General features: G+C 71.5%; 22 protein-coding genes and 1 pseudogene. 14 read left to right on the top strand and 9 right to left on the bottom strand.

Going from position 1 to position 26,125, the window contains the following annotated elements:
• Nucleotides 1–29: 29 nt before the first annotated feature.
• Nucleotides 30–1,355 carry a hypothetical protein gene (locus C8250_RS20105; RefSeq protein ID WP_138353542.1) on the bottom strand — a complete coding sequence of 442 codons (1,326 nt, stop codon included), beginning with the start codon at nucleotides 1,353–1,355 and terminating at the stop codon, nucleotides 30–32.
• A gap of 307 nt (nucleotides 1,356–1,662) precedes the next feature.
• Here C8250_RS20105 and C8250_RS20100 point away from each other — a divergent pair, with 307 nt between their 5' ends.
• From C8250_RS20100 to C8250_RS20085, 4 genes are all read left to right on the top strand, one after another.
• On the top strand, nucleotides 1,663–2,079 hold the full coding sequence (locus tag C8250_RS20100; RefSeq protein ID WP_198357789.1) for a DUF2304 domain-containing protein: 417 nt from the start codon (nucleotides 1,663–1,665) through the stop codon (nucleotides 2,077–2,079).
• Nucleotides 2,076–2,813: a glycosyltransferase family 2 protein gene (locus C8250_RS20095; RefSeq protein WP_138353544.1), complete on the top strand. Its 738-nt coding sequence runs from the start codon at nucleotides 2,076–2,078 to the stop codon at nucleotides 2,811–2,813. The genes C8250_RS20100 and C8250_RS20095 overlap by 4 nt, the downstream gene beginning before the upstream one ends.
• Nucleotides 2,810–3,760, top strand: coding sequence for a glycosyltransferase family 2 protein (locus C8250_RS20090; protein WP_138353545.1), 951 nt, complete (start codon nucleotides 2,810–2,812; stop codon nucleotides 3,758–3,760). Before C8250_RS20095 ends, C8250_RS20090 begins: the two co-directional genes overlap by 4 nt.
• A 164-nt stretch (nucleotides 3,761–3,924) precedes the next feature.
• Entirely contained in the window at nucleotides 3,925–5,595 is a 1,671-nt protein-coding gene (locus C8250_RS20085; RefSeq protein WP_138353546.1) for a hypothetical protein, read from the top strand.
• A gap of 24 nt (nucleotides 5,596–5,619) precedes the next feature.
• Here the strand turns inward: C8250_RS20085 and C8250_RS20080 are convergent, their stop codons facing one another.
• A complete protein-coding gene (locus C8250_RS20080) occupies nucleotides 5,620–6,753 on the bottom strand; it encodes a maleylpyruvate isomerase family mycothiol-dependent enzyme (protein ID WP_138353547.1) in 1,134 nt (377 codons plus the stop codon).
• Nucleotides 6,750–7,307, bottom strand: coding sequence for a sigma-70 family RNA polymerase sigma factor (locus C8250_RS20075; protein ID WP_138353548.1), 558 nt, complete (start codon nucleotides 7,305–7,307; stop codon nucleotides 6,750–6,752). Before C8250_RS20075 ends, C8250_RS20080 begins: the two co-directional genes overlap by 4 nt.
• 312 nt (nucleotides 7,308–7,619) lie before the next feature.
• Here C8250_RS20075 and C8250_RS20070 point away from each other — a divergent pair, with 312 nt between their 5' ends.
• Nucleotides 7,620–7,991 (top strand): STAS domain-containing protein, encoded by a 372-nt coding sequence (locus C8250_RS20070; protein WP_138353549.1) that lies wholly within the window; start codon nucleotides 7,620–7,622, stop codon nucleotides 7,989–7,991.
• Between the two features lie 76 nt (nucleotides 7,992–8,067).
• Here C8250_RS20070 and C8250_RS20065 read toward each other — a convergent pair whose 3' ends face one another.
• On the bottom strand, nucleotides 8,068–9,273 hold the full coding sequence (locus C8250_RS20065; RefSeq protein ID WP_187144914.1) for a tetratricopeptide repeat protein: 1,206 nt from the start codon (nucleotides 9,271–9,273) through the stop codon (nucleotides 8,068–8,070).
• A gap of 236 nt (nucleotides 9,274–9,509) precedes the next feature.
• On the bottom strand, nucleotides 9,510–11,186 hold the full coding sequence (locus C8250_RS20060) for an AMP-binding protein (RefSeq protein ID WP_138353550.1): 1,677 nt from the start codon (nucleotides 11,184–11,186) through the stop codon (nucleotides 9,510–9,512).
• A gap of 164 nt (nucleotides 11,187–11,350) precedes the next feature.
• On the opposite strand from C8250_RS20060, the gene C8250_RS20055 reads away from it, so the two are divergent.
• The 4 genes and pseudogenes from C8250_RS20055 to C8250_RS20040 all read left to right on the top strand — a co-directional run.
• Nucleotides 11,351–12,616 (top strand): amidohydrolase family protein, encoded by a 1,266-nt coding sequence (locus tag C8250_RS20055; protein WP_244809213.1) that lies wholly within the window; start codon nucleotides 11,351–11,353, stop codon nucleotides 12,614–12,616.
• A 7-nt stretch (nucleotides 12,617–12,623) separates the two neighbouring features.
• Nucleotides 12,624–13,790 (top strand): acyl-CoA dehydrogenase, encoded by a 1,167-nt coding sequence (locus C8250_RS20050; protein ID WP_138353551.1) that lies wholly within the window; start codon nucleotides 12,624–12,626, stop codon nucleotides 13,788–13,790.
• A gap of 30 nt (nucleotides 13,791–13,820) precedes the next feature.
• Nucleotides 13,821–14,942: an acyl-CoA dehydrogenase family protein gene (locus C8250_RS20045; RefSeq protein WP_138353552.1), complete on the top strand. Its 1,122-nt coding sequence runs from the start codon at nucleotides 13,821–13,823 to the stop codon at nucleotides 14,940–14,942.
• Nucleotides 14,943–15,316: 374 nt separating this feature from the next.
• Nucleotides 15,317–15,724 (top strand): annotated as a pseudogene (locus tag C8250_RS20040) (ATP-binding protein); the annotation flags it as partial.
• A gap of 198 nt (nucleotides 15,725–15,922) precedes the next feature.
• On the opposite strand, the gene C8250_RS20035 reads toward C8250_RS20040, so the two are convergent.
• Nucleotides 15,923–16,849, bottom strand: a complete 927-nt coding sequence (locus C8250_RS20035) for a cyclase family protein (RefSeq protein WP_138353553.1) — start codon at nucleotides 16,847–16,849, stop codon at nucleotides 15,923–15,925.
• Between the two features lie 90 nt (nucleotides 16,850–16,939).
• Between C8250_RS20035 and C8250_RS20030 the strand changes: the two genes are divergently transcribed.
• Genes C8250_RS20030 through C8250_RS20015 form a run of 4 tightly spaced genes read left to right on the top strand, consistent with a single transcriptional unit; the run spans nucleotide 16,940 to nucleotide 21,620 of the window.
• Nucleotides 16,940–17,848, top strand: a complete 909-nt coding sequence (locus C8250_RS20030; RefSeq protein WP_138353554.1) for an SDR family oxidoreductase — start codon at nucleotides 16,940–16,942, stop codon at nucleotides 17,846–17,848.
• A gap of 54 nt (nucleotides 17,849–17,902) precedes the next feature.
• Nucleotides 17,903–19,045 (top strand): acyl-CoA dehydrogenase family protein, encoded by a 1,143-nt coding sequence (locus C8250_RS20025; protein ID WP_138353555.1) that lies wholly within the window; start codon nucleotides 17,903–17,905, stop codon nucleotides 19,043–19,045.
• Nucleotides 19,042–20,520, top strand: coding sequence for an aldehyde dehydrogenase family protein (locus tag C8250_RS20020; protein WP_138353556.1), 1,479 nt, complete (start codon nucleotides 19,042–19,044; stop codon nucleotides 20,518–20,520). The genes C8250_RS20025 and C8250_RS20020 overlap by 4 nt, the downstream gene beginning before the upstream one ends.
• A gap of 32 nt (nucleotides 20,521–20,552) precedes the next feature.
• Nucleotides 20,553–21,620, top strand: a complete 1,068-nt coding sequence (locus tag C8250_RS20015; RefSeq protein ID WP_138353557.1) for a Zn-dependent alcohol dehydrogenase — start codon at nucleotides 20,553–20,555, stop codon at nucleotides 21,618–21,620.
• Nucleotides 21,621–21,730: 110 nt separating this feature from the next.
• Here C8250_RS20015 and C8250_RS20010 read toward each other — a convergent pair whose 3' ends face one another.
• A complete protein-coding gene (locus tag C8250_RS20010) occupies nucleotides 21,731–22,840 on the bottom strand; it encodes a helix-turn-helix domain-containing protein (RefSeq protein WP_138353558.1) in 1,110 nt (369 codons plus the stop codon).
• Nucleotides 22,841–23,006: 166 nt separating this feature from the next.
• On the opposite strand from C8250_RS20010, the gene C8250_RS20005 reads away from it, so the two are divergent.
• Nucleotides 23,007–24,299, top strand: coding sequence for an MFS transporter (locus tag C8250_RS20005; protein WP_138353600.1), 1,293 nt, complete (start codon nucleotides 23,007–23,009; stop codon nucleotides 24,297–24,299).
• Nucleotides 24,300–24,370: 71 nt separating this feature from the next.
• On the opposite strand, the gene C8250_RS20000 is transcribed toward C8250_RS20005, so the two are convergent.
• Nucleotides 24,371–25,003: a flavin reductase family protein gene (locus C8250_RS20000; protein ID WP_232485316.1), complete on the bottom strand. Its 633-nt coding sequence runs from the start codon at nucleotides 25,001–25,003 to the stop codon at nucleotides 24,371–24,373.
• A gap of 206 nt (nucleotides 25,004–25,209) precedes the next feature.
• The gene (locus tag C8250_RS19995; RefSeq protein ID WP_138353559.1) at nucleotides 25,210–26,055 is read right to left on the bottom strand and encodes an enoyl-CoA hydratase-related protein; all 846 of its coding nucleotides are present in this window, start codon (nucleotides 26,053–26,055) and stop codon (nucleotides 25,210–25,212) included.
• Nucleotides 26,056–26,125 lie beyond the last annotated feature (70 nt).

The following is a 26,125-nucleotide window of genomic DNA, read 5'->3' as shown; positions in this document are numbered from 1 at the left end:
GGCTGTTCACCACCTGAATGTGGTCTGTGTCACCCGGGTTTGACGGTTCCGAGGGCCTCGGCGTCCCCGACCAGTGCCCGGGTCTTCGCGTCGAACGGCTGGTCGAAATGGCGCAGTCCGGAGCGCAGCCCGAACAGCAGAGCGACGGCGGCGGCGCCGGCGGCGATCGCGTAGGAGAGTTCGACCTGCAGCGCCGTGCCGCCGGGCAGCAGGGGTGCGGTCCCCAGGGCGAGGGCCCCGATCGTCCAGGCGACGCACAGTATGCGGTGGCCGCCGGTGGCCAGGGTGCCGCTGCTGAGCACGATCGCCGCGAGGTGGGCGACCGCGCCGAGACCCAACAGACCGAAGTCCAGGGAGCTGAGGGCCGGCGGTGCGTGGAAGGCCGTCTCGTTCAGGGCCGGGCCGATCACCGCGCAGACGACCGCCCAGCCGGCGCCGAGCGCCGACACCATCAGCAGGTTGCCGCGCAGCGTGCGCAGGAAGCCGGCCTTGTCGCCGGCGGTGTGCCGGCCGGTGAGCTCCACCAGCAGGGACGCCTGCATCGAGCTGACCAGGAACTGCGGCACGCGCACCAGGATCAGCGCCGAGACCAGGGCGGTGACCAGTGGGGTGTTGTCCGGGTCGAGGAGCTTGGCGGTGACGACCGGAGCATTGGCCACGGCCTGCATCAGCGTGGTGGAGACGACCAGGACGCCGAAGCCGTTGTGGATCTCGCCCACGCCGGCGGCCGGTCCCGGCCGGGACGCCCGGCGCATCGCGGGCAGGCACAGGAGCACGGCGGGCAGCGGGGCCAGCGCCATCGCCAGGCCGAACGCGAGGAAGGAGCCGTGTACGGCCAGCAGCGTGATCGCGGCGCCCACCCGCAGCACCGCGTCGGCGGTCAGCTGGACGGCGTACCAGCGGAAGTTCCCGTACCCGGCGAGGATGCCGCGCGCGGTGTGCTGGGCGGCCCAGCCCACGAAGGCCGCGCCCAGGACCGCGACCATCGCCCGGTCGCCGTTGAAGAGGAGGTCCGCCAGCGGACCGGAGGCCGCGGCGAGCGCCGCCAGGACCACGGCCAGCATCGCCGTCGCGGTGAGTATCCCGCGCCGGATGGCGGGCCCGGCGCCCAGTCCCGCGGCGGTCCGCGCGGCCACCACCCGGGTCAGTTCCTGCTCGACGGGGAAGAACAGCCCGATGCCCGCGAAGGCGATCACCGACCACAGGACGGAGATCTGGGCCATGTCGTCATGGCCGAGCGTCCGGCCGGCCAGGGCCAGGAAGATGTACGAGGCGCCGGCGTTCGCCGCCACCCCGGCCCCGACGAGAAGGGTTCCGGAAGGGAGCGTGCGCAGGAGTGCTGTGGGCGACTTCATGTGGCGGCAAGAATACCCCGGGGGATATGACAGGTAGTCGCCGGACCGGCTCCCCCAGCGGCCCGGAGACCCTGGGGCGTGGGCGTCCACCCGGCTTTCGGCTCTTGTGGCCAAGGGGTACCATGAGCGCCGTGTCCGGCAGCGTGTGTGACGTCGCCACCCAGTCGCGGGTTGGCGGGACGTCTTCTTCGCCCTCTGCCCGGTAGCCGGTCATTCCCTGGACGTCAGCCGACGCCGGTATGACGCGGCAGCCTCGTACTCCGACCGGAAAGACGGCTGAATCGTGCAATTGTCCGTACTTACCTCGGTGACCGGCTTGGCGGTGCTCGGATGCATCGTCGAGCTGTTGCGTCGCCAGCAACTGCGCGAGAAGTATGCGGCCCTGTGGCTGCTCATCGGCCTGATCATCGCTCCGCTCGGTTTCTTCCCGACCTGGCTCGACTCGATCGCCAACAAGCTCGGCGTCGCCTCCGGCGTGAGCCTGGTGCTCTTCGCCGGCTTCGTCCTTGTGCTGCTCGTCACACTGCACCTGAGCTGGGAGTCCAGCCGTCTCGAAGCCGAGACGCGCACCCTGGCCGAGGAAGTGGCCCTGATCCGGGCGCACTTGGCGCAGACCGCCGACCCGATGCCGGCCAACGCGGTGAAACCCGTCATCGACGGCGACACGGGCACCGACAGCACCACTGCCACCACCACTACGGATGATCGCGAGGCCCGGGCATGATCGATGGCCGACGGGTACTGGTGATCGTGCCGGCGTGGAACGAGGACGCCGGGCTGGCGACGACCCTGGGTGAGATCAACAAGGAACTGCCCGACGCGGACATCCTCGTCGTGGACGACGGTTCCACCGACCGCACGGCCAAGGTCGCCGCGGCGGAGGGCGCGATCGTCGCCCGCCTGCCGTACAACCTCGGCGTCGGCGGTGCCATGCGGCTGGGCTACCGCTACGCGCTGGAGTACAACTACGACGTCGCGATCCAGATCGACGCCGACGGCCAGCACGACCCGAGCTATGTGCCGGCCCTGCTGCGCGAGCTCGACAACGCCGACCTGGTCGTCGGCGCCCGCTTCGGCGGCGAGGGCGACTACCAGGCCCGCGGCCCGCGCCGCTGGGCGATGCGGCTGCTGTCCGGCGTCATGTCCAAGCTGGCCGGCACCCGGCTGACCGACGCCACCTCCGGCTTCCGCGCCTGCAACCGCGACCTGATCGAGTTCTTCGCCGGCTGGTACCCGGTGGAGTACCTCGGCGACACGGTGGAGAGCACCGTCGGCGCGATCCGCTGCGGCTACACCGTCCGGCAGGTCCCGGTCGCGATGCGGCCGCGCACCACCGGCAAGCCGAGCCACTCGCCGCTGCGCGCGATGGTCTACCTGGCCCGCGCGGGCCTGGTCCTGCTGCTCGCGCTGATCCGGCGGGTGCCGTCCCAGGCCCCGCACACGATGGTCTCGGCATGACGGACCAGGATCCGTCCGGCGGCGGCTCCGCCGGACTCCGCTTCCACATCCTGATGCCGTACTACGGCGATGTCGCCGTCATGCAGGACGCCGTCCGCAGCGTGCTCGCCCAGGACGGGGACGACTGGCGGCTCACCGTGGTCGACGACGGCAAGGAGGCGGGCGTACCGGAGTGGTTCGCCGCCCTCGCCGACGACCGCGTCCGCTATCTCCGCAACGAGCACAACCTCGGGGTGACCGGGAACTTCAACCGGTGCGTGGAGCTGTCGGAGGGCGAGCACACCGTCCTCATGGGCTGCGACGACCTGCTGCTGCCCAACTATCTGCGCACCGTCCGCGCCGCCCTGGACCATGAGCCGAAGGCGACCATGGTGCAGCCCGGCGTCGATGTCATCGACGGCGAGGGCCGGCCGTCCAGGACCCTGGCGGACACCACCAAGGACCGGCTCTACGCGCCGAAGGGCGCGCGCCCCCTCACGCTCAGCGGCGAGGACCTGGCCGTGAGCCTGCTGCGCGGCAACTGGCTCTACTTCCCCTCCATCTGCTGGCGGACCGAAGCGATGCGCAAGTTCCGCTTCCGGGCCGACCTCGGGGTGATCCAGGATCTGGCGCTCGTCGTCGACCTGCTGCTCGACGGGGCCTCCATGGTCGTCACGGACACCGTGGCCTTCCAGTACCGCAGGCATGCCGTCAGCGAGTCGTCCGCGAAGGCCCTCTCGGGGGACCGCTTCGACGAGGCGCGGCGGTTCTTCCTGGAGACGTCCGACCGGCTGACGGCCCACGGCTGGAACCGTGCCGCGAAGGCCTCGCGCCGGTACTGGTCCTCACGGCTGCACGCGGTCACCCTGCTGCCGGCCACGGCCCGCCGCGGACCGAAGGGAAGTACCCGCGCGATGCTCCGGCACGCGTTCGGGCCCATCGGTGGTGGCCGCGCCGGCAGTGCCTGACCAACGCCTGGCAGGTGGGGCCGGGGACCGGGTCCCCGGCCCGATGGCGACGCGGGGGCGGACAGGCTGTCCGATATCCTCGACCCCGATCTAGATCGACGCGAGTGCGGCAGCCGTTGGCCACCAACCGCCAGGGGGGTGGCCGACAAGTTACGGGAGCATTGATGACGACGTTGAACTGGCGGCCGCGGAATCTGATCCGGAGGGACCCGGGCGATCAAGCCGCGGCCCCCGGCGGGCGCCGGTGGGTGGGACTGCTCGCCGAGGCGGGTGTGGCCATGACCGCCGCCGCGCTGCTGCTGCTGTACAGCGCGACCATCCACGTCAACCCGATGAAGCGCCCGGGACAGGTCAGCGGCCTCGCCGCCATGCTGCTCCCGTTCATGGTCATCGCCATCGCGATCGTCGTCGCCGTGCTGCTGGTGCAGCGCTTCGGCCGGCCGGTCCACTACACCTGGGCGGTACGGCTGGCCTGTGCGGCGACCGCCGGCCTGTTCACCGGGCTGATCGCGGGCGGCGTCGCGGTGGCGCTGCACGGCACCCCGTGGCCCATCAACGGTGTGATCTCGGACTCCTCGGTCATCCAGAAGTACGCCCACTCGGTGGCCACCGGGCACGGCATCCCGGACGATTCCGGGTACCCGCCGCTGTACATCTACCTGCTCGCCGCCTGGGCCAAGCTCTTCTACAACGGCAACACCGGCTACGCGCTCAAGACGCTCTCGCTGGTCACCGTCGCGCTCATCGGCCCGCTGGCCTATCTGATGTGGCGGACCATACTGCGCCCGGTGTGGGCGTTGATCATCGGTGTCGTCCCCACCCTCCCGCTGATCGACCCGTACAAGCCCTACGGCAACCTGTCGCTCTTCATCTTCATCCCGGCGCTGGCGCTGCTGCTGAGCGCACTGCGGCGCAGTCCGGTCACCGAACCGAGGCGCCTGATCGCGGTGGGAGCCGGGCTCGGGCTGCTGATCGGCCTGGACTTCCTGCTCTATTCAGGATGGTTCGTCTGGTCGGCGGCCGGCATGGTCGTGCTCACGCTCGCGTACTTCCCCTGGAAGGCCGGCCCGAAGCGGGCGCTGATCCTGCTCGGCTCGACCGCGTTCGTCTTCCTGGCCGTGGCCGGCTGGACCCTCTCCAAGCTCCTGCTGATGTCGACGGACAACGTCGACCGGTACATGTACGTCGACACCGACACCGACCCCGGCTACTTCTCCATCTGGCTCTGGGTGCAGAACGGCAAGCCGGACCAGTGGCCGCCGCTGGGAGAGCTGGGCGGCGTCGGGCTCTTCGCCATCCTGCTCGCGATCGGCCTCGGCGTCTCGCTCATCCTGGGCGCCAGGCGGTCCGTGGTCATCGTCGCCGCCACCTGCATGGCCAGCGCCTGGGTGATGCGCCTGTGGTACGCCTCGCACATGTACCGGGACAACGCCGTACAGCTGTGGCCGCGCACGTCGTGGCAGATCATGTACTGCCTGCTCGTGCTGTGCGGATTCTCCATCTATCTCGGGGTGCAGCGACTCAAGCGGATCAAGCTCCCCAAGCTGACACCGGCTGCTTCGTCCGCTCCCGCGGGCACGGCCGGCGGCGCCAGGAGCGGTCTCCGGGCCCGTCTGCCGCTGCACGCCGGGGTGCTCGCCTGTCTGCTGCTGCTGTTCGGGATGTCGGGTTCCGCCATCGCCAACAAGTACATGCCGGGGCCCGGGCTGTACCCCGCGTACCGGTCGATGCTGGCGCACATCACGCCGAAGCTGGACGGCAAGTGCCCGGCCTACACCAACCCGAAGGCGTGCGTTCCGCGGAAGCACCCCTGGCTGGACCACTTGAAGAAGTAGCAGGAGCGGGGAGCTGCCGCCGCGTCACAGCCTCGACAGTGACGCGGCGGCGAAGAGCACATCGCGGATGACGTCGCGGTCCCCGTCCTGGCCCACCGCTATCCGCTCGGGCTCCAGATGACCCGCGGCCAGCTGGCAGAACTCGACGCTGTCGAGCGCGACATGGGCCACCGCCTCCTCGGCGGTGGCCGGCGCTCCGGGCGAGTCCAGGGCGATGTACCAGTTCCCCCCGCCCTGGCCCTCGACCTCCAGATGCACCGACCTGCCGGGCGAGCCCGCGGCGGTGAGCCGGGCCGGGGAGGCCGTGAGTCCGGCCCGGCGGCGCCCCGCGATGGCGGTGGGCAGCATCCGGGCCGCCAGGTCGATCATGCGGTTGAGGTTGCGCGGCGCCGGAGGGTCGTACGGGTAGTCGACGGCCTCGGCGATGTCCCAGGCGTGTATCCAGCACTCGAAGGCCCGGTCGAGGAACGCGTCCCGCAGCGGCAGCGTGAACGCGCCGTATCCGACGTCCAGTCCGGCGGTCCCGTGCCCGGCGAAGGACACCGTGCGCACCAGCGTCTGGCTCTGCTCGCGCCACCGGGCACGCAACGGGGCGCCCGGCACGTTCCGCGCCGTGGCCCAGTAACTCTCGGTGCGCTGCGCCGGATCGAACGGCAGCTCGTCGATGGGCAGCCCGAGCGCGGACGAGACCAGGCCGTCCACCGCGCAGAGATGGCCGATGACCTGCGCGACGGAGACCTCACGGGCCACCCGCTTGTCCTCGTACCAGCGCAGCTCGACGGGCGCGTCCCAGTAGCCGTCGCCGAGATCGCGCAGCAGCGCGTCCAGCCGGGCGGACTCCGCGTCGTACGGACCCGCCCATTCGGGCACCGGAATGCGCGCCGGGCGGCGGTCGAGACAACCCGACAACACCCGGGACCGCAGCAGCGGATCAAGGTCGAGCGTCTCCTCCTGGTGCAGCAGGCCGACGGCGTCGCGCAGCCGCAGCGCCTCGTCCGCGCAGGACGCGCAGTCCGTGAGGTGCACCTCGACCGCGAGCGACTCCTCGCGTGAGCAGGCGGCCAGCGCCCAGGCCCCGAGCAGGGACTTGAGGGTGCTGTGGTCGTACGGGGGGAGCCGTCCGCGGTCCGGCCCGGGGCCCGTCGTCCCGGCGGTCACCGCTGCCACCCGTCGAGACCCGCGGGCGCGGCGGGTGCCATCGCGGTGGACAGCAGCTGCAGGCCCAGGCGCAGCCGGCGCCGGGCCTCGTCCTCGGTGACGCCCAGGTCGGCGGCGGTCTGCCGGTAGTCGCGCCGCCGGAAGTAGGCCAGTTCGAGGGCGTCGCGCAACGGGGCCGGCATGGAGGTGACGATGAAGTCGGCGCGGGCGGCGGTATTGGCCTCGCGGACCTTCGCCTCGACCTCGTCCTGGCTGCTCCGGCCGCGGTTCTCCGCATGGCGCAGTCGCTGCACGGCCCGGCGCTGGGTGAGCGCGGCGATCCAGGAGCGCAGCGAGCCGCGCCTCGGGTCGTAGGCGTCGGGGTTCTCCCAGAGGAAGCCGAAGACCTCGCGGGTGATGTGGTTCGCGGCCTCGTCGTCGTCCAGCACGCGGTGGGCGAGGCTGTGCACCAGCGACGCGTACCGGTCGTACAGCTCGCCGAGCGCGGCTTCCTCCCCGCGGGCCAGACGCTGCTGCATCTTGCGGTCCCAGCGGGGTGGTGCCGGTGTCGCCATGCGAACCTCTCCCCTCGCCGCCGGCGTTCCGCCGGCCGCGTCGTCCTGCCGGACCTACCCGGCCTCATCAGTTCGAATGTAACCGCCACCTACGACGGCGTACGCCCCTTTGCGCCATCCTGCCGCCGTATCGGACCGCTTCTGGCGATGTGTTATGCGGGTGTGACCGCGGTACTGCTCGGCTGTGCGGGATTCCGGGCATAGGGTTCACATGATGACGCTGTCGCAATTCCCCGAGGAGCGGCCTTCCGGGCCTCCGCGGACCGCCAGGGTGGCCGGGCTGCTCCCAGCGACGTCGCGAGGTGAGTCTCAGTGGAAGTAACGCAGGTCGAGCAGGACGGCTGGGCCGTGGTGATCGTCACGGGCGAGATGGACCTCCTGACCTCCCCCACCGTTCGCCAGCACGTGCACGAGGCGGTCGCCGACGGGCGGCGCAGCGTGGTCCTCGATCTCGCGGAGGTGCGCTTCTGCGACTCCAGCGGAGTGGGTGTGCTGATCGCCGCGCGCCGACTGATGCGTTCGTGCGCGGGCCGGCTCCGTATCGTGCTGCCGGACCAGGGCGCCGCCGACGACGGGTCCCATGTGAACCGGGTGCTCGCCGCCCTCGGCGTCCGCCGCCTCTTCGACGTCTATCCGGACCTCGCTTCCGCGACCGACGACTCGGCCCGGCCGATATCCGCCTAGGGCGCGTGCCAGACGCCGTGGGCCAGGCGGGACTTTCGCAACACGCCCTGGTCCGCACCGGATGTCGCGGGCGGTCTCAGTACGCCGGTGGTCTGGTGGGCTTCGCCGGAGCCGGGCCCAGTGTGGTGGTGCCGATCGCGGCACGGTGGCCGAGGCCGGTGCGATAGGCGTCCAGGGCGGCCTCGACCCGTCCGGTACTGCGCAGCAGATCGCCCAGCAGCCGGCAGAGGTCGGCGAGATCGCCGGCGGCGCCGGCGCGTTCCAGCAGGGACAGGGCGTTGACGTAGTGCTCCTCGGCGGCGTCGAGTTCGCCGTCCTCCTGCGCGATCAGACCGAGCAGCCGGTGGGCGCCGGCCGCGTGGATGGCGCCGCGCTCGGGACCGATGCGGTCGAGCAGCCGGGCGAGCAGTTCGCCCGCCTCGGTGTGACTGCCGCGCCGGCGCAGCACGTCGGCGAGTTCCACCTCCACCTGATCGGTGAAGAGCACGGACTGCTGTGCCGCCAGCATGTCGCGGGCGAGCCGCAGTTCACGTTCCGCGTGCTCCAGATTGCCGTCCTGGGCGTGTACATACCCGCGCATCCAATGACATTTAGCCAGGTCGGAGCGGAATCCCAGGCGCTGGTACAGCTCCTGTGCCTTGGCGAGCGAGGCGTCGGCCTCGGTGATCCGGCCCTCGGCGATGAGGGTGCGGGCCACACTGCGGTGCATTCCGGCGACCAGTGCGGGATCGGTGGCGCTGGGGGCGAGTGCGAGGGCGAGCTCGGCGGCCTGGGCGGCGCGGGCGTGGGCGCCCATGTCCATGTACGGGGCGATGACGGCGGTGTGGAGGAGCAGCAGCGCGTCCGGGTCCTGGGTTCCGGCGGCGTGCAGTCCGTCGATCGCGCTCTCCAGCAGGTAGCAGGCGTAGCGCAGTTCACCCGCGAGCAGATGGGAGACCGCCCGGCCGCGGATCGCGGCGGCCCGGCGCGGCAGCGGCTCACCGGCCAGCAGCTTCTCCACGGCCTCGAAGTGCTCGCGGGCGACGGTGAGTTCCCCGCTCTCGAGGGCGCAGTCGCCCAGCCCGAGCAGGGCCGAGACCTGCTCGTCCGCGAGCTCGTGGTCCCCGGCGGTGGCGAGCGCCGCGCGGAACCGGTCCGCCGCGCCGGCCGCGTCGCCCGCGGCCAGCGCGATCCTGGCCTCGCCCAGCCGGCGCGCCGCGTGCACCTGCGCCTGCGCGCGGCCCGGCCGGCGGTCCCGCGGACCGCTCTGCGCCGCAACCGCACTGTCCGTAGCGTCCGCCACGTCCGCCTCCCAAGACCTGGTCGCGCCACGCGGCCGGACGTCCTGCGCGCGTCAACTCGGCGACGCGTCCCGGAAGTTACGTGGTCAGCAGACGCAGACTAGCGGCTGTTGCGGCATGCCCGGCCGCGGCTGTCACGGCCCGCTAATCCTTACGGTGCCGGTGGCCCCATTGGTCCCGGTCGTCCCGGTGTTCCCGCTGGTTTCTGCTGGGTCCCGCGTCTCCTGAGGGGCGCGGCCTAGGAGGAGCGGGTGCCGCCGAAGCGCTCCCGCAGCTTGAACTTCAGCACCTTGCGCAGCACGTCGTTGCGCGGCAGGGCGTCCACGATCTCCAGTTGTTCCGGCAGCTTGTGGGCGGACAGCCCGTGCTCCCGTAGATATCCGGTGATGTCCGCGAGAGTGATCGGCGGCGCTCCGGCGGGCTGTTCCACGACGGCGCAGACCCGTTCACCGCGCTCGGGGTCGGGCAGTCCGACGACGGCCGCGTCGGCGACGGCGGGGTGCTCGTAGAGCAGGTCCTCGATCTCCTGGGCGGAGATGTTCTCGCCCTTGCGGATGATGATGTCCTTGAGCCGGCCGGTGAGGACGAGATAGCCGTCCGGGGTGAGCCGGCCGAGGTCGCCGGTGATGAGGAAGCCGTCCGGGTCGAAGACCTCGGCGGTCTGGGCGGCGTGCAGATAACCCTGGCAGACGGCCTCGCCGCGCAGCCTGACCTCACCGTCGGTGCCGGCGGGCAGCGGCTTGCCGTCGGAGTCCGTGATGCGGATCTCCATGGCCGCCGGGGGGCGCCCCTCGGTGGTCGCGAGGTGGTCGGGGGTGTCGTCGGGGGCGCCCATGGTGATCATGGGGACCTCGGTCATGCCGTAGCCGTGGGTGAGTTGGCAGCCCATCTCGCGCGTGACCTCGTAGTACAGCTCGGGCGGCATGGGCGCGCCGCCGCCCGCGAGCAGCCGCAGGCCGGGAATGAGCTTGGCGGTGGGGTCCTTGCGCTGCTCGGCCAGGAACATCGAGTAGAAGACGGTGCTGCCGCCGGCGACCGTGACGCCGTGCTCCCGGTAGGCGTCGAGCGAGGCGGGCAGCGCGAAGTGCTCGAGGAGCAGCGCGGGAAAGCCGTAGAGCAGCAGCATCACGGTGTAGTCGGGTCCGGCGACATGGGCGTAGGGGAAGGCCATGGAGCCGACGTCGTCGGGGGTGAGGCGCAGCGCGTGGGCGAGGCAGCCGCCGGCGGCGATGAGGCTGCGGTCGGTGTGCAGCACGCCCTTGGGGTCGGAGGTGGTGCCGGAGGTCCAGTAGATCCAGCGGACCGAGGTGCCGTCGGCGGGCGGTTCCGGCAGCACGGCCGGATCGCCGTCGGGGAGCCGGTCGTAGGTGGTGAGCAGGAGCGGCGGCCGGGACAGCCGCGGCGCGAGGCGGTCGGCCATCGCCGCGTAGTCGTAGCCGCGCCACTCGCCGGGTATCGCGAAGAACTCCGCCCCGGCCTCGCGCAGCGCGTAGCCGACCTCGCGGTCCCGGTAGAAGGGGATGAGCGGGGTCTGCATGGCGCCGAGCCGGGCGAGGGCGAAGGTCAGCAGCACCGTCTCGATCCGGGTGGGCAGCTGCCAGGCGAACCGGCTGCCGGGCCGGACGCCGAGGTCGTGGAGGCCGGCGGCGACGCGTTCGGCCCGGTGGCACAGCTGGCCGAAGGTGATCCGGCGGCCGTCGGTGTCGAGGAGGACGGGGGCGTCGGGGGTGAGCTCGGCGCGGCGGGCGGCGAGCGCCCAGAGGGTTGACGATGCACCGAGGGCCGCTGCGACGGCGGTCGGGGTCTCCTGCGCCGCGACCGTGCCGGTCCCTTGCGCCGGGGCCGTGCCCGTCCCCTGTGCCGGGGCCGATCCGGTCTGCGTCGGGGCCGTGCCGCTCTCCCGCGTCGGGTCCATGCCGGTCTCCTCCGTACCGTCACCACACCTGACGTAGCGTCAGATCCTGGCGGCAGCGTATGCGGCGCGGCCCCGCCGGTCCAGGGGTGTGACGCCGATGGACGCGACGTGCGTGCGTGCGTACTCTAAATCTGACGATCCATCAGATCTGCAGGGAGAGGCCGATGGAACTGCCCAGGATCATCAGCGTCGACGACCATGTCATCGAACCCGCGCACCTCTTCGAGAAGTGGCTGCCGGCCAAGTACCGCGACCGCGGTCCGAAGCCGCTGACCGCAGGTATCGGTGAGCTGGCGTACGTCGCCGGGAAGTACCAGATCACGATGGACCCGGACGGACCGCCCACCGACTGGTGGATCTACGAGGACCTCAAGTTCCCGTACAAGCGGAACATCGCCGCCGTCGGCTTCGACCGCGACGACATGACCCTGGAGGGCATCACCCGCGCCGAGATGCGCCGCGGCTGCTGGGACCCGAAGGAACGCCTGGCGGACATGGACCTCAACCATGTCGAGGCGTCACTCTGCTTCCCGACCTTCCCGCGGTTCTGCGGGCAGACGTTCTCCGAGGCGCACGACAAGGAGGTCGCGCTCGCCTGCGTGCGCGCCTACAACGACTGGATGGTCGACGAGTGGTGCGGTGACAGCGGCGGCCGGCTCATCCCGCTGTGCATCATCCCGCTCTGGGACATCGACCTGGCCGTGGCCGAGATCCGCCGCAACGCCGCCCGCGGCGTCAAGGCCGTCACGTTCAGCGAGATCCCGACGCACCTGGGCCTGCCGAGCATCCACTCCGGCTACTGGGACCCCTTCTTCGCGGTGTGCCAGGAGACCGGCACGGTCGTGAACATGCACATCGGCTCGTCCTCGCAGATGCCCGCCGCCTCCCCGGACGCGCCGCCCGCCGTCCAGGCCGCGCTCAGCTTCAACAACGCGATGGCCTCGATGATGGACTTCCTCTTCAGCGGGGTCCTCGTCAAGTTCCCGACGCTCAAACTCGCCTACAGCGAGGGCCAGATGGGCTGGATCCCGTACGCCCTGGAGCGCGCCGACACCGTCTGGGAGGAGCACCGGGCCTGGGGCGGGGTGCGCGACATCATCCCCGAGCCGCCGTCGACGTACTACTACCGGCAGATCTTCTGCTGCTTCTTCCGCGACAAGCACGGGGTCGCGTCGCTGGACGTCGTCGGCCGCGACAACGCGACCTTCGAGACGGACTACCCGCATGTGGACTCGACCTTCCCGCACACCAAGGCGGTCGCCGAGGACCATATGAAGGGGCTCGACGACGAGACCGTCTACAAGCTCATGCGCGGCAACGCGATCCGGATGCTCGATCTCGACTTCGACCGCGGTCTCGACCTCTCGTCCTTCGCACGGCAGAGCCCCGCGCCCGCGCCCGCGCCCGCGGCCGGCGGATCCGGTAGGTGAGGCGAGCGTGGATCTGACGTACACCGCGGAGCAGGAGGAGTTCCGGGCCGGACTGCGGTCCTGGCTCGGCGACGTACTGCCCAAGCTGCCGCCCCGGCCGGACCCGCGCGACTGGCCGGGGCGGCGTGCGTACGACGCCGGCTGGCAGCGGATGCTGTACGACGCGGGCTACGCGGGCCTGCACTGGCCGGTCGACGCCGGCGGGCGGGGCGCGACGCCGGTGCAGCACCTGATCTTCCTGGAGGAGACGGAGAAGGCGGGCGCGCCCTATGTGGGCGCCAACTTCGTCGGGCTGCTGCACGCCGGGCCCACCATCGCCGCCGAAGGCACCGACGAGCAGCGGCGGCGCTGGCTGCCGCCGGTGCTGCGCGGCGACGAGGTGTGGTGCCAGGGGTTCAGCGAACCCGGCGCCGGCTCCGACCTGGCCTCGCTGCGGACCCGCGCGGTGCGCGACGGCGACGCGTACGTGGTGACCGGCTCGAAGATCTGGACCTCGCACGCGGAGGTCGCGGACTGGTGCGAACTGCTGGTCCGCACCGATCCGCAGGCGCCCAAGCACCGCGGCATCTCCTGGCTCGCGATGCCGATGGACGCCCCGGGCGTCACGGTACGGCCGCTGCGCACCCTCGCGGGGTCGACGGAGTTCGCCGAGATGTTCCTCGACGAGGTGCGGGTGCCGGTCGAGAACCGGGTGGGGGAGGAGAACGACGGCTGGCGCGTCACCATGGTCACCCTCTCCTTCGAACGCGGCACCGCCTTCGTCGGCGAGGTCGTCGCCTGCCGCCGCGTCCTGGGCGAGGTCGCGCGCGCCGCCAAGGCCAACGGCAGCTGGGACGATCCGGCGCTGCGGCGCGGGCTGGGCCGGCTCGCGGCCGAGTTCTCCGTCCTGTGGCGGCTCACCCAGTGGAACGTCAGCGAGGCGGAGCGCTCGCTGCGGGCGGGCGGCACGGGCGTGCCCGGGACCGGCGGGTCGGTCTTCAAGCTGCGCTACTCGCACGCCCGGCAGGAGCTCTACGACACGGCCGCCGAGGTTCTGGGGCCGCTCGCGCAGGACACCGGGCATCCGTGGACGGCGGAGCGGCTGTCGTCGCTCTCGTACACGATCGCCGCCGGCACATCGCAGATCCAGAAGAACATCGTGGCCGAGCGCATCCTCGGCCTCCCGAAGGGCTGAGGGCCGAGGGCCGAGGAGCGGGGGCCGACCGTGGATTTCCAACCGACAGAAGATCAAGAGGCATTGCGGACGGGTGTGCGGGAGCTGCTCGCCGGGCGGTTCCCTCGCGAGGCGCTGCGCGCGGCGGTCGACGCGGGCGACGCCCTGGAGACCGGCTCAGGCGGTGCCTCCGTGGTGGGAGGCCCGCCGGTGGTCGACCGGGTGCTGTGGCGTGAGCTGGGGGAGGCCGGGTTCTTCGCCCTCAGGCTGCCGGAGGCGGACGGCGGGGTGGGCCTCGGGCTGCCCGAGGCCGTGCTCGTCTTCGAGGAGGCCGGCCGCGTCCTGCTGCCGGGGCCGCTGGTCGGTACGCATCTGGCGGCGACCCATCTGACCGGGCCGGTGGCGGCGGGCGCGGCGGCGGGGGAGCTGCTGGTGGCCCTGGCGCTGCCGCCCGCCCCGGTCGGCCACCTGGGCGCCGCGGACGCCGTCCTGGTGCTGGGGGAGCCCGGGTCCCAGGAGCTCGGGGCCGGAGAGCCCGGGTCCCAGGAGTTCGGGTCCGGGGAGCTCGGCGGGACGGGCGTCGGGCTTTTCGCCGCGGACGGATATCCGGCGGCGGAGATCCGTTCCGTCGACCCCCTCACCCCCCTTCACCTGCCCGGCAGCGTTCTGCCCCCGGCCCGCGCACTCGACGGTGGCGCGGGCGTCGAAGCTGCTTCCGCAGGCGCCGACCCGGTCCTCGCGGGCGCCGACCCGGTCCTGCTGCGGCGGGAAGCCGCGCTGCTGACCGCGGCCCTGCAGGTCGGCAGCGCCGGAAGGACCCTCGCGATGGCCGTGCAACACGCCCGGCAACGTGAGCAGTTCGGGCGGCCGATCGGGGCGTTCCAGGCGGTGAAGCACCTGTGTGCGGACATGCTCGTACGGCTGGAGATGGCCCGCACGGCCGTCTACGCGGCGGCGGTGTCCGGCGACGGCTTCGAGACGGCCGCGGCGCGGCTGCTCGCCGACGACGCGGCCTCCCGCAACGCACGTGACTGCCTGCAGGTCTTCGGAGGGATGGGCTTCACCTGGGAGGCCGACGTACACCTCCACATCAAGCGGTCCTGGGTGCTCGCCGCCGGGCGGGGGGACGCGGAGCGCCACGAGGAAGAGCTGGCCGGGGAACTGCTCCAGTGAAGGCCGCGTGAATGATCAGTGACGCTGCGTTGATATCGGGTTGTGTCCTACGCGTTACTCGTGACGGACCGGAGTCGGCGTCCGGCTCGGGTACGCTCCATCGGGTGCGAGAGGTACAGAGGCGCCGAGTGGTCGCCGCCCGGCGGAGCCGGGCGGGCGCCGCGCCTGGGACGCCTGGATGTTCGAATCCTCCCCACACGCCCCCAAATGTGCTTCGCACAGTATGCGGTACGCGTACTCCTTTGCGCTGGAATATGCCCGAAGCGCTTGTTGGGGTGACTGTAGGTCAATCATGCTGTGCTACATGGACGTCACGTAGGGTGACTCCGCTGTGGCGCGAGGCGATGTGTCCGCCGGTTCGGATGGTGTGAGCGGTGCAGGTGCTTCAGGTTCAGCTCGAGGTCGGCGCGGATCCCGCGGAAGTGGGCCGGGCCAGGCGATGGGCGCGCTCACGGCTTCTGGGCTCCGGCATAGGGGCCGACGAACCGCTCGCCGAGACGCTGATTCTGCTGATCTCCGAGCTCGTGACGAACGCGGTCGTGCACACCGGCTGTCCGGCGGTGCTGCGGATGCTCTTCCCGGACACCTCGGATGCCTCGGGCACCTCTGACTCGACGGTCCGGGTCGAGGTGGCGGACACCAGCGCCCGCCCGCCCACCCCGCGGCACGCGCACCGGGACGAGACCGGGGGCCGCGGCCTGGAGCTGGTGGACGGGCTGGCCGACCGGTGGGGCTGGCAGCCCGAAGGAGCCGGCAAGCGGATCTGGTGCGAGGTGGACCGCGCCGAGCGGATCGCCTGTCTGGAGGCCGTGGACCAGCGGCCCGGTGAGCGCCAGAGCGCTGGACACCGGGCCGCCGACCGGCCCCTGGCCCTCACGGACCGGACCCCCCTCGCCGACCGGACCCTGACCGACCGGACCATCGGCGACCGGACCCTCGCCGACCGGACCCTCGCCGAGCAGCGGATCAGCCTGAAGCGCCTAGAGCACTGCGACCGGTGCGACCGGACTGCCTGCCCCGCCCACGAAGGGCTCGGGCGTGGCATCCAGGAAGAACTCGTACCGCCCCGCCTCGGTGCAGGCCTCTGACAACTCCTCCAGGTTCCAGTTCTGGCCCTGCAGCATCCCCATTTCCACGAGATCGAGTCCGTGCACCGGCAGCCAGAGGTTCTCGATCTCCGGCGGGAAGATCTCGAAGGTGAGCGTGTCGTTGGCGACCGCCGCCACATCACGCGCGTGGAACCACTCGGGCGTCCTGATGGACAACCCGGGGGACGGGAAGGCGTAGCCGTGCTTGTCGCCGCCCAGGTAGGAGCGCATCTGACCGGTGCGGACCAGCACGATGTCCCCGGCGCGCACCGTGGTCCCCGCCAGCTCCTCGGCCGCCTCCAGGTCCTCGGGGGTGACCGCGTGGTCGCCGGGCAGCCGGTCCAGCTTCCGGGCCGCGGCCACGTCGAGCAGCACGCCGCGTGAGACCAGGGTCGTCACCTTCTCGATGCCGCTGAAGGCGGCGCCGCCGTGCGCGGTGACGGAGTCGGCGGGACGGCCGTTGTAGATCTTTCCGGAGTGCGAGACATGGGTCAGGCCGTCCCAGTGGGTGGCCGCCTGCAGGCCCATGGTGACGGCGTCGTCGCTGGTGGCGATGGTTCCCGGGCCGAACATCTCCAGGTTGAGCGCGACCATGGTGCGCAGCGGGTTGACCCGGCCGGGGATCATGCCGGTCTGCACCCCGTCCTGCTGCAGCGGCAGGGCCAGCGGGACGCGCCGGCCACTGCGTACGGTCCCGGCCGCGATGCGCACCACTTCGTCGGTGATCAGGTTCAGCGTGCCGATCTCGTCGCCCTCGCCCCACCGCCCCCAGTTGTTGATCCGTTTGGCGATGTCGTGGAACTCGGCGGGAAGCGTCACAGCGGCCTCCTGGTCGTAGGGCTTGTGCTGGGGTGTGTACTCACTCCTAGAATCTAACGGTCCGTCAGAAACCATGAGAAGGGGCGGGACGTGGGCAACTTCCTGACCGGAAAAGTCGTCGCTGTTACGGGTGCCGGGCGTGGCATCGGGCGCGCGGTCGCGCTCGCCTGTGCCGCCGAGGGGGCCAAGGTCGTGGTCAACGACTACGGGGTCTCGATCGACGGCGCGAGCGAACCGGCGAGCGAGATCGCGGAGTCGGTCGTCAAGGAGATCCAGGCGGCGGGCGGTGAAGCCGTCGCCGTCGCCGACGACGTGTCGACGATGGCGGGCGGCGCGCGCATCGTCACCACGGCCGTCGAGACGTACGGGCGCATCGACGGCGTCGTGTGCGTGGCTGGCATCCTGCGCGAACGGATGCTCTTCAACATGGCCGAGGAGGAGTGGGACCCGGTCATCGCCACCCACCTGAAAGGCACCTTCACCGTCTTCCGGGCCGCGTCCGCGGTCATGCGCAAGCAGGGAGCCGGCACCCTGATCGGCTTCACCAGCGGAAACCACCAGGGCAGCGTCTCGCAGCCGAACTACTCGGCGGCGAAGGGCGGCATCATCTCGCTGGTGCGCAGCGCCGCACTCGGCCTCAACAAGTACGGGGTGACGGCGAACTGCGTCGCCCCGGTCGCCCGCACCCGCATGTCCGCCAACGTGCCCATGGAGCTCAAGGAGATCGGCGAACCGGAGGACGTGGCCGCCATGGTCGTCTTCCTGCTCTCCGAGCGCGCCTCCGCCATCACCGGGCAGGTCTACACCGTCGCCGGACCGAAGATCGCCGTCTGGGCGCAGCCGCGGGAACTGCGGTCGGCCTGGGGCGACGGGCCCTGGACGCCGGAACGCATCGCGGACGTCCTGCCCGGAACCATCGGCGTCGACCCGATGCCGATGCTCGAACAACTGGAGGCGATGCGCGCGGCAGCGGCCGCCGCCGAGCGGCCCAACGCCTAGGCCGTGTCTGACGACCGTCCGGCTCTTCATGATCGGCCCGATGACGGAGGATCCGTGGACTTTACGTTCGGCCCGGAGGCCGAATCCTTCCGCGCCCAGGCGCGGGCCTGGCTCGCCGAACACCGTGACGGGTGGCCGGCGGGCGGGCGCGGCTGGGAGCGCACCCTCGGTGCGGCCGGCTGGATAGGGCTCGGCTGGACCGGGGACTACGGCAACCGCCGGGCGACCCTCGCCCAGCAGGTCGTCTGGGGTGAGGAGTACGCGAGATCCGGCGCCCCCGGCCGGTCCGGCCACATCGGCGAGAACCTGCTCGCACCCACCCTCCTCGCCCACGGCACCCCCGCGCAGCGGGACCGCTTCCTTCCTTCGATAGCCCGCGGCGAGGAACTGTGGTGCCAGGGCTACAGCGAACCGGACGCCGGATCCGACCTGGCCGGGATCCGCACCGCGGCGGTCCGGGACGACGGCGGCGGCTACCGGATCACCGGCCAGAAGATCTGGACGTCGCTCGCCCAGGACGCCGACTGGTGCTTCGTCCTGGCCCGCACCGAACCCGGCTCCCGCCGGCACCACGGCCTCAGCTTCCTGCTGGTGCCGATGGACCAGCCCGGCCGGATCGAGGTCCGGCCGATCCGCCAGATGTCGGGCGACGCCGAGTTCAACGAGGTCTTCTTCGACGCGGCACACGCGTCCGCCGACCACCTCGTCGGAACGGAGGGCGGCGGCTGGACCGTCGCCATGTCCCTGCTCGGCTACGAGCGCGGGGTGTCCACCCTCGTCCAGCAGATCGGCTTCGAGCAGGAACTGCGCGAGATCACCGACCTCGCCCGGACCACCGGCGCCGACACAGAACCCGTCCTGCGGGCCCGGATCGTCTGCCAGTGGGCCGAGCTCAGAACGATGCGCTGGAACGCCCTGCGCACCCTGGGCACCGACTCGCCCGGCGCCCCCAGCGTCGCCAAGCTGCTCTGGGGCGGCTGGCACCAGCGGCTCGGCGAACTGGCCATGGCGGTCCGGGGCCCGGCGGCCGCCACCGGCCCCACCGCCTGGACCCCGTCCCGGCCCTACGAACTCGACACGCTGCAGCGGATGTTCCTCTTCAGCCGTGCCGACACGATCTACGGCGGCTCGGACGAGATCCAGCGCAACATCATCGCCGAGCGGGTGCTCGGCCTCCCGAAGGAGCCGCGGCCATGAGCCGACCTGTACCCCCGACCTACGCGCACTGGATCAACGGTCAGTGGCACGAACCCGCCCAGGGCCACTACGCGATCATCAATCCGGCCACCGAGGAAACCGTCGGGCACGCCCCCGAAGCGACCGCCGACGACGTCGACGCGGCCGTCCGGGCGGCCCGCGCCGCCTTCGACGGCTGGTCGCGCACCGACCCACGCGAACGTGCCGCCGTCCTCGACCGGATAGCCGACGCGATCTCCGCCCGCGCCGCCGAACTCGTCCCCCTCCTCCAGGCCGAGACCGGCGCCACCGCGCGCGTCGCCTCCGCCCTGCAACTCCCGCCGGCCGCCGACCGATTCCGCCGCTACGCCCGCGGCGCGGTCGAGCCCGATGTCATCCCGCTCGCTCCACAACCCGTCAAAGCTTCTCCTCTCGCACCCGGTGGACTGATCGGCGCCGCCGCCGTACGCCGCCCGGTCGGCGTCGTCGGCTGCGTCACCTCGTACAACTTCCCGCTCGCCAACCTCGCGGGAAAGGTCGCCCCCGCCCTGGCGATGGGCAACACGGTGGTGGCCAAGCCCGCCCCGCAGGACCCGCTGACCTGCCTGCTGCTCGGTGAGATCTTCAAGGAGGCGGGCCTGCCCGACGGCGTGTTCAACGTGGTCGCCGGATCGGGTGCGGCGGCGGGCGAGGCACTCGTCGCGCACCCGGGCGTCGACATGATCAGCTTCACCGGGTCGACGGCGGTCGGGAAGGCGATCGCTTCAGCGTCCGGCCGGACGCTGAAGCGCACGCTGATGGAACTCGGCGGCAAGGGTGCGGCGATCGTCCTGCCGGAATCGGGTGGAGCGGTCCTCAAGACGGCGGTCGGGGCGGTCGCCTCCACCTGGGCCTTCCACAGCGGTCAGATCTGCACGGCGCCCACCCGCGTACTGGTCCACCGCGACCAGTACGAGCAGGTGATCACTGCCCTTGCACAGTACGCCGGAGCGCTGACCACCGGGGACCCTGTGGATAACTCGACCGTCGTCGGCCCGCTCATCAGCGCCGCCCAGCGTGATCGCGTCGAGGCGTACATCGCGGGCGCCCGCGCCCAGGGCGCCCGCGTCGTCACCGGCGGCGAACGCCCCGACCTCAAGCCCGGCTTCTACGTCGCCCCCACCCTCATCGCCGACGTCACCCCCGACATGACCGTCGCCCAGGAGGAACTCTTCGGCCCGGTCGTCGTCGCCCTCGCCTACGACACCGAGGACGAGGCCGTCGAGATCGCCAACGGCACCCCGTACGGGCTCTACGACTACGTCTTCTCCGACGACGCGGGCCGCGCCTGGGCGCTCGCCGCCCGTCTGCGCAGCGGCAACGTCGGCATCAACACGGTTCAGCGCCACCCCGAGACGCCGTTCGGCGGCTTCAAGGAGAGCGGGGTCGGCCGGGACGGCGGCTCGTTCGGACTGCACGCGTACAGCGAACTCCAATCGGTCGTCTGGCCTTCCTGAAACCGAAGGCCCTTGAGGGAACAGGACAGTTCATGAGAGGCGTCATTTTCGACGGCACACAGCCCCAGGTGGTCGACGACCTGGAGGTCCGCGGCCCCGGCCCCGGCGAGGTGCTGGTCGCCATCCAGGCCGCGGGCCTGTGCCACAGCGATCTGTCCGTCATCGACGGCACGATCCCGTTCCCCGTCCCCGTGGTCCTCGGCCACGAGGGCGCCGGCATCGTCGAGGCGGTCGGCCCCGGGGTCACCCATGTCGAACCCGGCGACCACGTGTCGCTGTCGACCCTCGCCAACTGCGGCACGTGCGCGCAGTGCGACCGCGGCCGCCCGACCATGTGCCGCAAGGCGATCGGCTACCCGGGCAGGCCCTTCTCCCGGCAGGGCAAGGACCTGTTCAACTTCGCCTCGAACTCGGCCTTCGCGGAGAAGACCGTGGTCAAGGCGGTCCAGGCGGTCAAGATCCCGAAGGAGATCCCCTTCACGTCCGCCGCCCTGATCGGCTGCGGCGTCCTGACGGGCGTCGGCGCCGCGCTCAACCGCGCCAAGGTCGACCGCGGCGACACGGTCGTCGTCATCGGCACCGGCGGAATCGGCCTCAACGTCCTCCAGGGGTGCCGGATAGCGGGCGCCACCCGGATCGTCGCCGTGGACGCCAACCCCGCCAAGGGGGACGTGGCACGGCAGTTCGGCGCCACCGACTTCATCGACGCGTCCGCCGTGGACGACACCGTCGCGGCCGTCCGCGAGCTGCTGCCGACCGGCGCCGACCACACCTTCGAGTGCGTCGGCAACGTCAAACTCATCCGCCAGGCCATCGACCTGCTCGACCGGCACGGCCAGGCCGTCCTGCTGGGCGTTCCGCCGGCCGACGCCGAAGCGAGCTTCCTGGTGTCGTCCATGTACCTGGACAAGTCCATCCTGGGCTGCCGCTACGGTTCGTCCCGCCCACAGCGCGACATCGCGCTCTACGCCGAGCTCTACCGCCAGGGCAGGCTGCTGCTCGACGAACTGGTCACCGAGACCTACCCCGTCGAGGACTTCGCGAAGGCCGCCGACGACGCCCACCACGGCCGGGTGGCACGGGGGGTGCTCACCTTCTGACGGTCCGAACGGGCGGGAGCCCAGGAGTCACCCACCTTCCGGCAGCCCGGCGACGTCGTTGCCGATCCGGGCGTCGGAGGTGGGGTCGGTCGGAGGTGGGATCGGTCGGTTCAGGCGGTGGGTGCGGCGGCGGGTGTGGCCGTGGCGTTGTTGTTTGCGTTTGCGTTTGCGTTGGCGTTGAAGGTGCGGCGGTAGGCGGACGGTGAGACGCCCAGCGCCGCGTGCAGGTGCTGCCGCATGGAGGTCGCCGTACCGAATCCGGCCCGGTGCGCGACCTGGTCGACGCTCAGATCGCTGGACTCCAGCAGATGGCGGGCGCGTTCGACGCGCTGCTGCACGAGCCACTGCCCGGGACTGATCCCCACCTCCTCACGGAACCGCCGGGTGAAGGTCCGTACGCTCATCGACTCGCGCTCGGCGAGTTCGCGCAGCGTGAGCGGCCGGTCGAGCCTGCCCAGCGCCCAGGCGCGGGCGGCCGTGGTGCTGGCCAGCTGCGGTTCGGGGAGCGGCCGCTGGATGTACTGCGCCTGGCCGCCGTCGCGGTGCGGGGGGACGACGGTGCGGCGGGCGACGGCGTTCGCGATGGCCGTTCCGTGGTCGCGGCGGACGATGTGCAGGCAGAGATCGATTCCGGAGGCGACGCCGGCCGAGGTGAGGATGTCGCCGTCGTCGATGTAGAGCACGTCGGGATCGACCTTGACCTGCGGAAAGAGCCGCTGGAAGTGGTCGGCGCTGTCCCAGTGGGTGGTGGCGGGCCGACCGTCCAGCAGCCCCGCGGCGGCCAGCAGATAGCTGCCCGTGCAGATCGACACGACGCGGGTGCCGGGCCTGATGCGCGCGAAGGCGGCGGCCAGCGGGCCGCTCAGCCGGCCCGAGACGTAGATGTCGTCGAGCTCGTGCGTGGCGGGGACGACGACGGTGTCGGCCGCTTCCAGGACCTCGGGCCCGTTCTCGACGAGGATCGGGAAGTCCGCGTCGGTCTGGACGAGCCCCGGCACGGCCGAGCAGGTCACGACCTCGTAGAGGTTGCGACCCTCCTGGGTGCGGGCGCCGCCGAAGATCCGGGCGGGGATCCCCAGCTCGAAGGGGATCACACCGGGCATGACCAGGACCGCCACCCGGTGCCGGTCCTGATGCCGGAACGCCGTCTCTCGCGTTCCGGTGCGCGTTCCGGTGCGCGTTCCGGTGTGCTGCTTCCCGGCCTGGTCCGGAGTCGTCATGGCCCGATTCTTTCACATCATGGCCATCCGGCCACTCGTTCAGTGTTGAAGCAGGCCCGAAGCTGATCGTGTGACGCAGACACCTCAAGCCCCGACGCAGAATCCGCAGGACGTCCCGGTCTCCGAGGCACAGGACGTTCCGGTCCCCGAGGCGCCGGACGCCGGGATATCGGCCGGCGCGGTGCCCGTTCCCGGCCGGCGGTCGAGGGTTCACCGTGCCTGGTTCGTAGCGGCCGTCACCTTCGTGACGATCATCGGCGCGGCCGCGTTCGCCTCCCTGCCCGGTCTGCTGATCGAGCCCTTGCACGCGGAATTCGGCTGGTCACGCGGCATGATCGGCTTCGCCGTCTCCATCAACCTCGTGCTGTACGGGATCACCGCACCGTTCGCCGCCGCCCTCATGGATCGATTCGGCATCCGCCGTGTCGTCGCCGCCGCGCTCACCACCATCGCGCTCGGCGCCGGCCTCACCATCTTCATGACGCAGACCTGGCAGCTGATCCTGTGCTGGGGCATCCTCGTCGGCACCGGCAGCGGGTGCATGGCGCTCGCCTTCGCCGCCACCGTCGCCAACCGGTGGTTCGTCACCCGCCGTGGACTGGTGACCGGCATCCTGACGGCGGCCGGCGCGGCCGGACAGCTGGTCTTCCTGCCGCTGCTGTCCTGGATCGTCGAGCAGCACGGCTGGCGGCCCGCCGCCGCGACCGTCGCCCTCTCGGCGCTCGCCGTCGTCCCGTTCGTCTGGCTGCTGCTGCGCGACCACCCCGCGGACGTCGGCCTGTCGGCCTACGGGGCGCCGGAGTTCACCGCCAAGCCGGCCCCGGTGCGCGGAGCCGCCCGGCGGGCGCTCAAGGCACTGTCCGTCGCCGCCCGTACGGGCCCCTTCTGGCTGCTCGCCGGATCCTTCGCGATCTGCGGAGCCTCCACGAACGGCCTGATCAGAACCCACTTCGTACCGGCCGCCCACGACCACGGCATGCCGGTCACGGCCGCCGCGTCACTGCTCGCCGTCATCGGCGTCTTCGACATCGCCGGAACCATCGCCTCCGGCTGGTTCACCGACCGCTTCGAGCCGCGCCGGCTGCTCGCCGTCTACTACGGGATGCGCGGACTGTCGTTGATGTTCCTGCCCCAGCTGATGGCGAACACGGTGCACCCGCCGATGATCGTCTTCATCGTCTTCTACGGCCTCGACTGGGTCGCCACCGTCCCGCCGACCATCGCCCTCTGCCGTGAGTACTACGGCGACGACAGCGCCATCGTCTTCGGCTGGGTCCTGGCCGCACACCAGATAGGTGCCGCCGTCGTGGCCTTCCTGGGCGGTGTCGCGCGGGACGCCTTCGGCTCGTACGACCTCGTCTGGTACAGCTCGGGCGCGCTGTGCGCGGTCGCCGCGCTGATGGTCCTGGTCATCCGGCGGGGGCGCTCGACGGGAATCCCGGCCATAGCGGCGGCGTGAGTGGGTGCGTGCGACGACGTGAACCGAGCGTCCTGGCTCGACCCGCTGTGTTGACTACAGGGTGACGTCAACTACTGGGCGAACCGGCCGAAACGTCCACGGTAGAAGAGCAGTGGCCCGGCCTCGGGCGTGGTCCCGTCCGCGTCATCGGGCTCCGCGCAGCCGAGTTCGTTGACCCGGCCGACGACGATCAAGTGGTCGCCACCGGTGTGCACCGCGTGGATCGTGCAGTCGATCCACGCGGGTATGCCCGCCAGCCGCGGCGACCCGGTGACGGGCGCCGGCGTCCAGTCGACCCCCGCGAACTTGTCCGCCCCGCTCACGGCGAAGCCACGGCACAGGGTGCCCTGTTCGTCGCTGAGGATGTTGACGCAGAAGACACCGGCGCGCGCGATCTTCGGCCAGGTCGTGGACGTACGCGCCACCATGAACGCGACCAGTGGCGGATCGAGCGACAGCGACGCGAACGACTGGCACGCGAACCCCGTCGGGCCCTCCGCCCCGGGAGCGGTGACGATCGTCACCCCGGACGCGAACGTACCCAGCACCTTCCGGAACACCGCCGGATCGACCGGCGCCCGTTCGTCCGGCCCCACGGCCCGCAAGTCCGGGCGCGGCAGCGGTTCCACGGGCCCCGCCGTCGTGGCGGCCCCTACCGACCTGAGGTACCGGACGGCGGTGGCCGCCATCCCTGCGTGTCCCATCACATCGACCATTGAACCTGACGGTGCGTCAGATGGGAAGAGGGATCCGGCGGCGGATCGTGCCCCCTCTTCTCGAACTCCTCGCGATCAGCGGCGCGGTCCTGCACGTGCTGCCGGTCCTCGCGCTCTCCGCGTGGGCGGCCGGACGTCAGGGGCGTACGTGGTGGCTCTGGTGCATACCGATCGCCGCGGGGACCGCCCCGCCGTCATCGCCCCCCGAACTCCGGGGACCTGCGCTCCACGAAGCTCCGGACGCCTTCCTGGGCGTCGTCCGTCGTCATGTTGATCTCCTGGGCGGCCGCCTCCGCGGCGAAGGCCGTCGAACGGTCGGCGTCCAGTGAGGCGTTGACCAGTTGCTTCGTCAGGGCCAGGGAACGGGTCGGGCCGGCGGCGAGGCGTTCGGCCCATTCGCGGGCGGTCTTCTCCAGGTCCTCGGCGGGGACGACGCGGTTGACGAGACCGAGGCGTTCCGCGGCGGCGGCCGGGAGGTCGTCGCCGAAGAACATGAGCTCCTTCGCGCGCTGCGGGCCGATGAGCCGCGGCAGCAGATACGCCCCGCCTCCGTCGGGCACGAGGCCGCGGCGGACGAAGACCTCGATGAACTTCGCGCGGTCGGAGGCGAGGACGAGGTCGCAGGCGAAGGCGAGGTGCGCGCCGATGCCGGCCGCGGTGCCGTTGACCGCCGCGATCACCGGCTTCTCGCAGTCCAGGACGGCGGAGACGAGGCGCTGCGCGCCGCGCCGGATCGTCCGGGCGACATCGCCCGCGACGCGCTCGCCGGGCGCGGCCGCGCCGCCGCTGAGGTCGGCTCCCGCGCAGAACGCGCGGCCGGTGGCGGTGATGACGACCGCCCGGACGGCGGGGTCGGCGGATGCCGCGTCGAGCAGCGCGATGATGCGTTCGCGCTGGTCCCAGGTGACCGCGTTCATCGCTTCTGGGCGGTTGAGAGTGATCCATGAGACGCCGTTGTCAGTGGCGTGAAGTACCAATGAATCAACCGGATCGATCGGACTGATCGGGTCGACGGAATCTTCACGGGGGGTGGGCGTCATGGGGGAGTGGCTCCTATTTGTGCGTAGGGCTGAGGGCGGATCGGACCGCTTACCGGCAGACAGGACACCG

Origin of the sequence: Streptomyces sp. So13.3 (assembly GCF_005860785.2) — a bacterium.
Lineage (GTDB): Bacteria > Actinomycetota > Actinomycetes > Streptomycetales > Streptomycetaceae > Actinacidiphila > Actinacidiphila fildesensis.
This window is presented reverse-complemented; position numbering and strand designations above follow the sequence as displayed.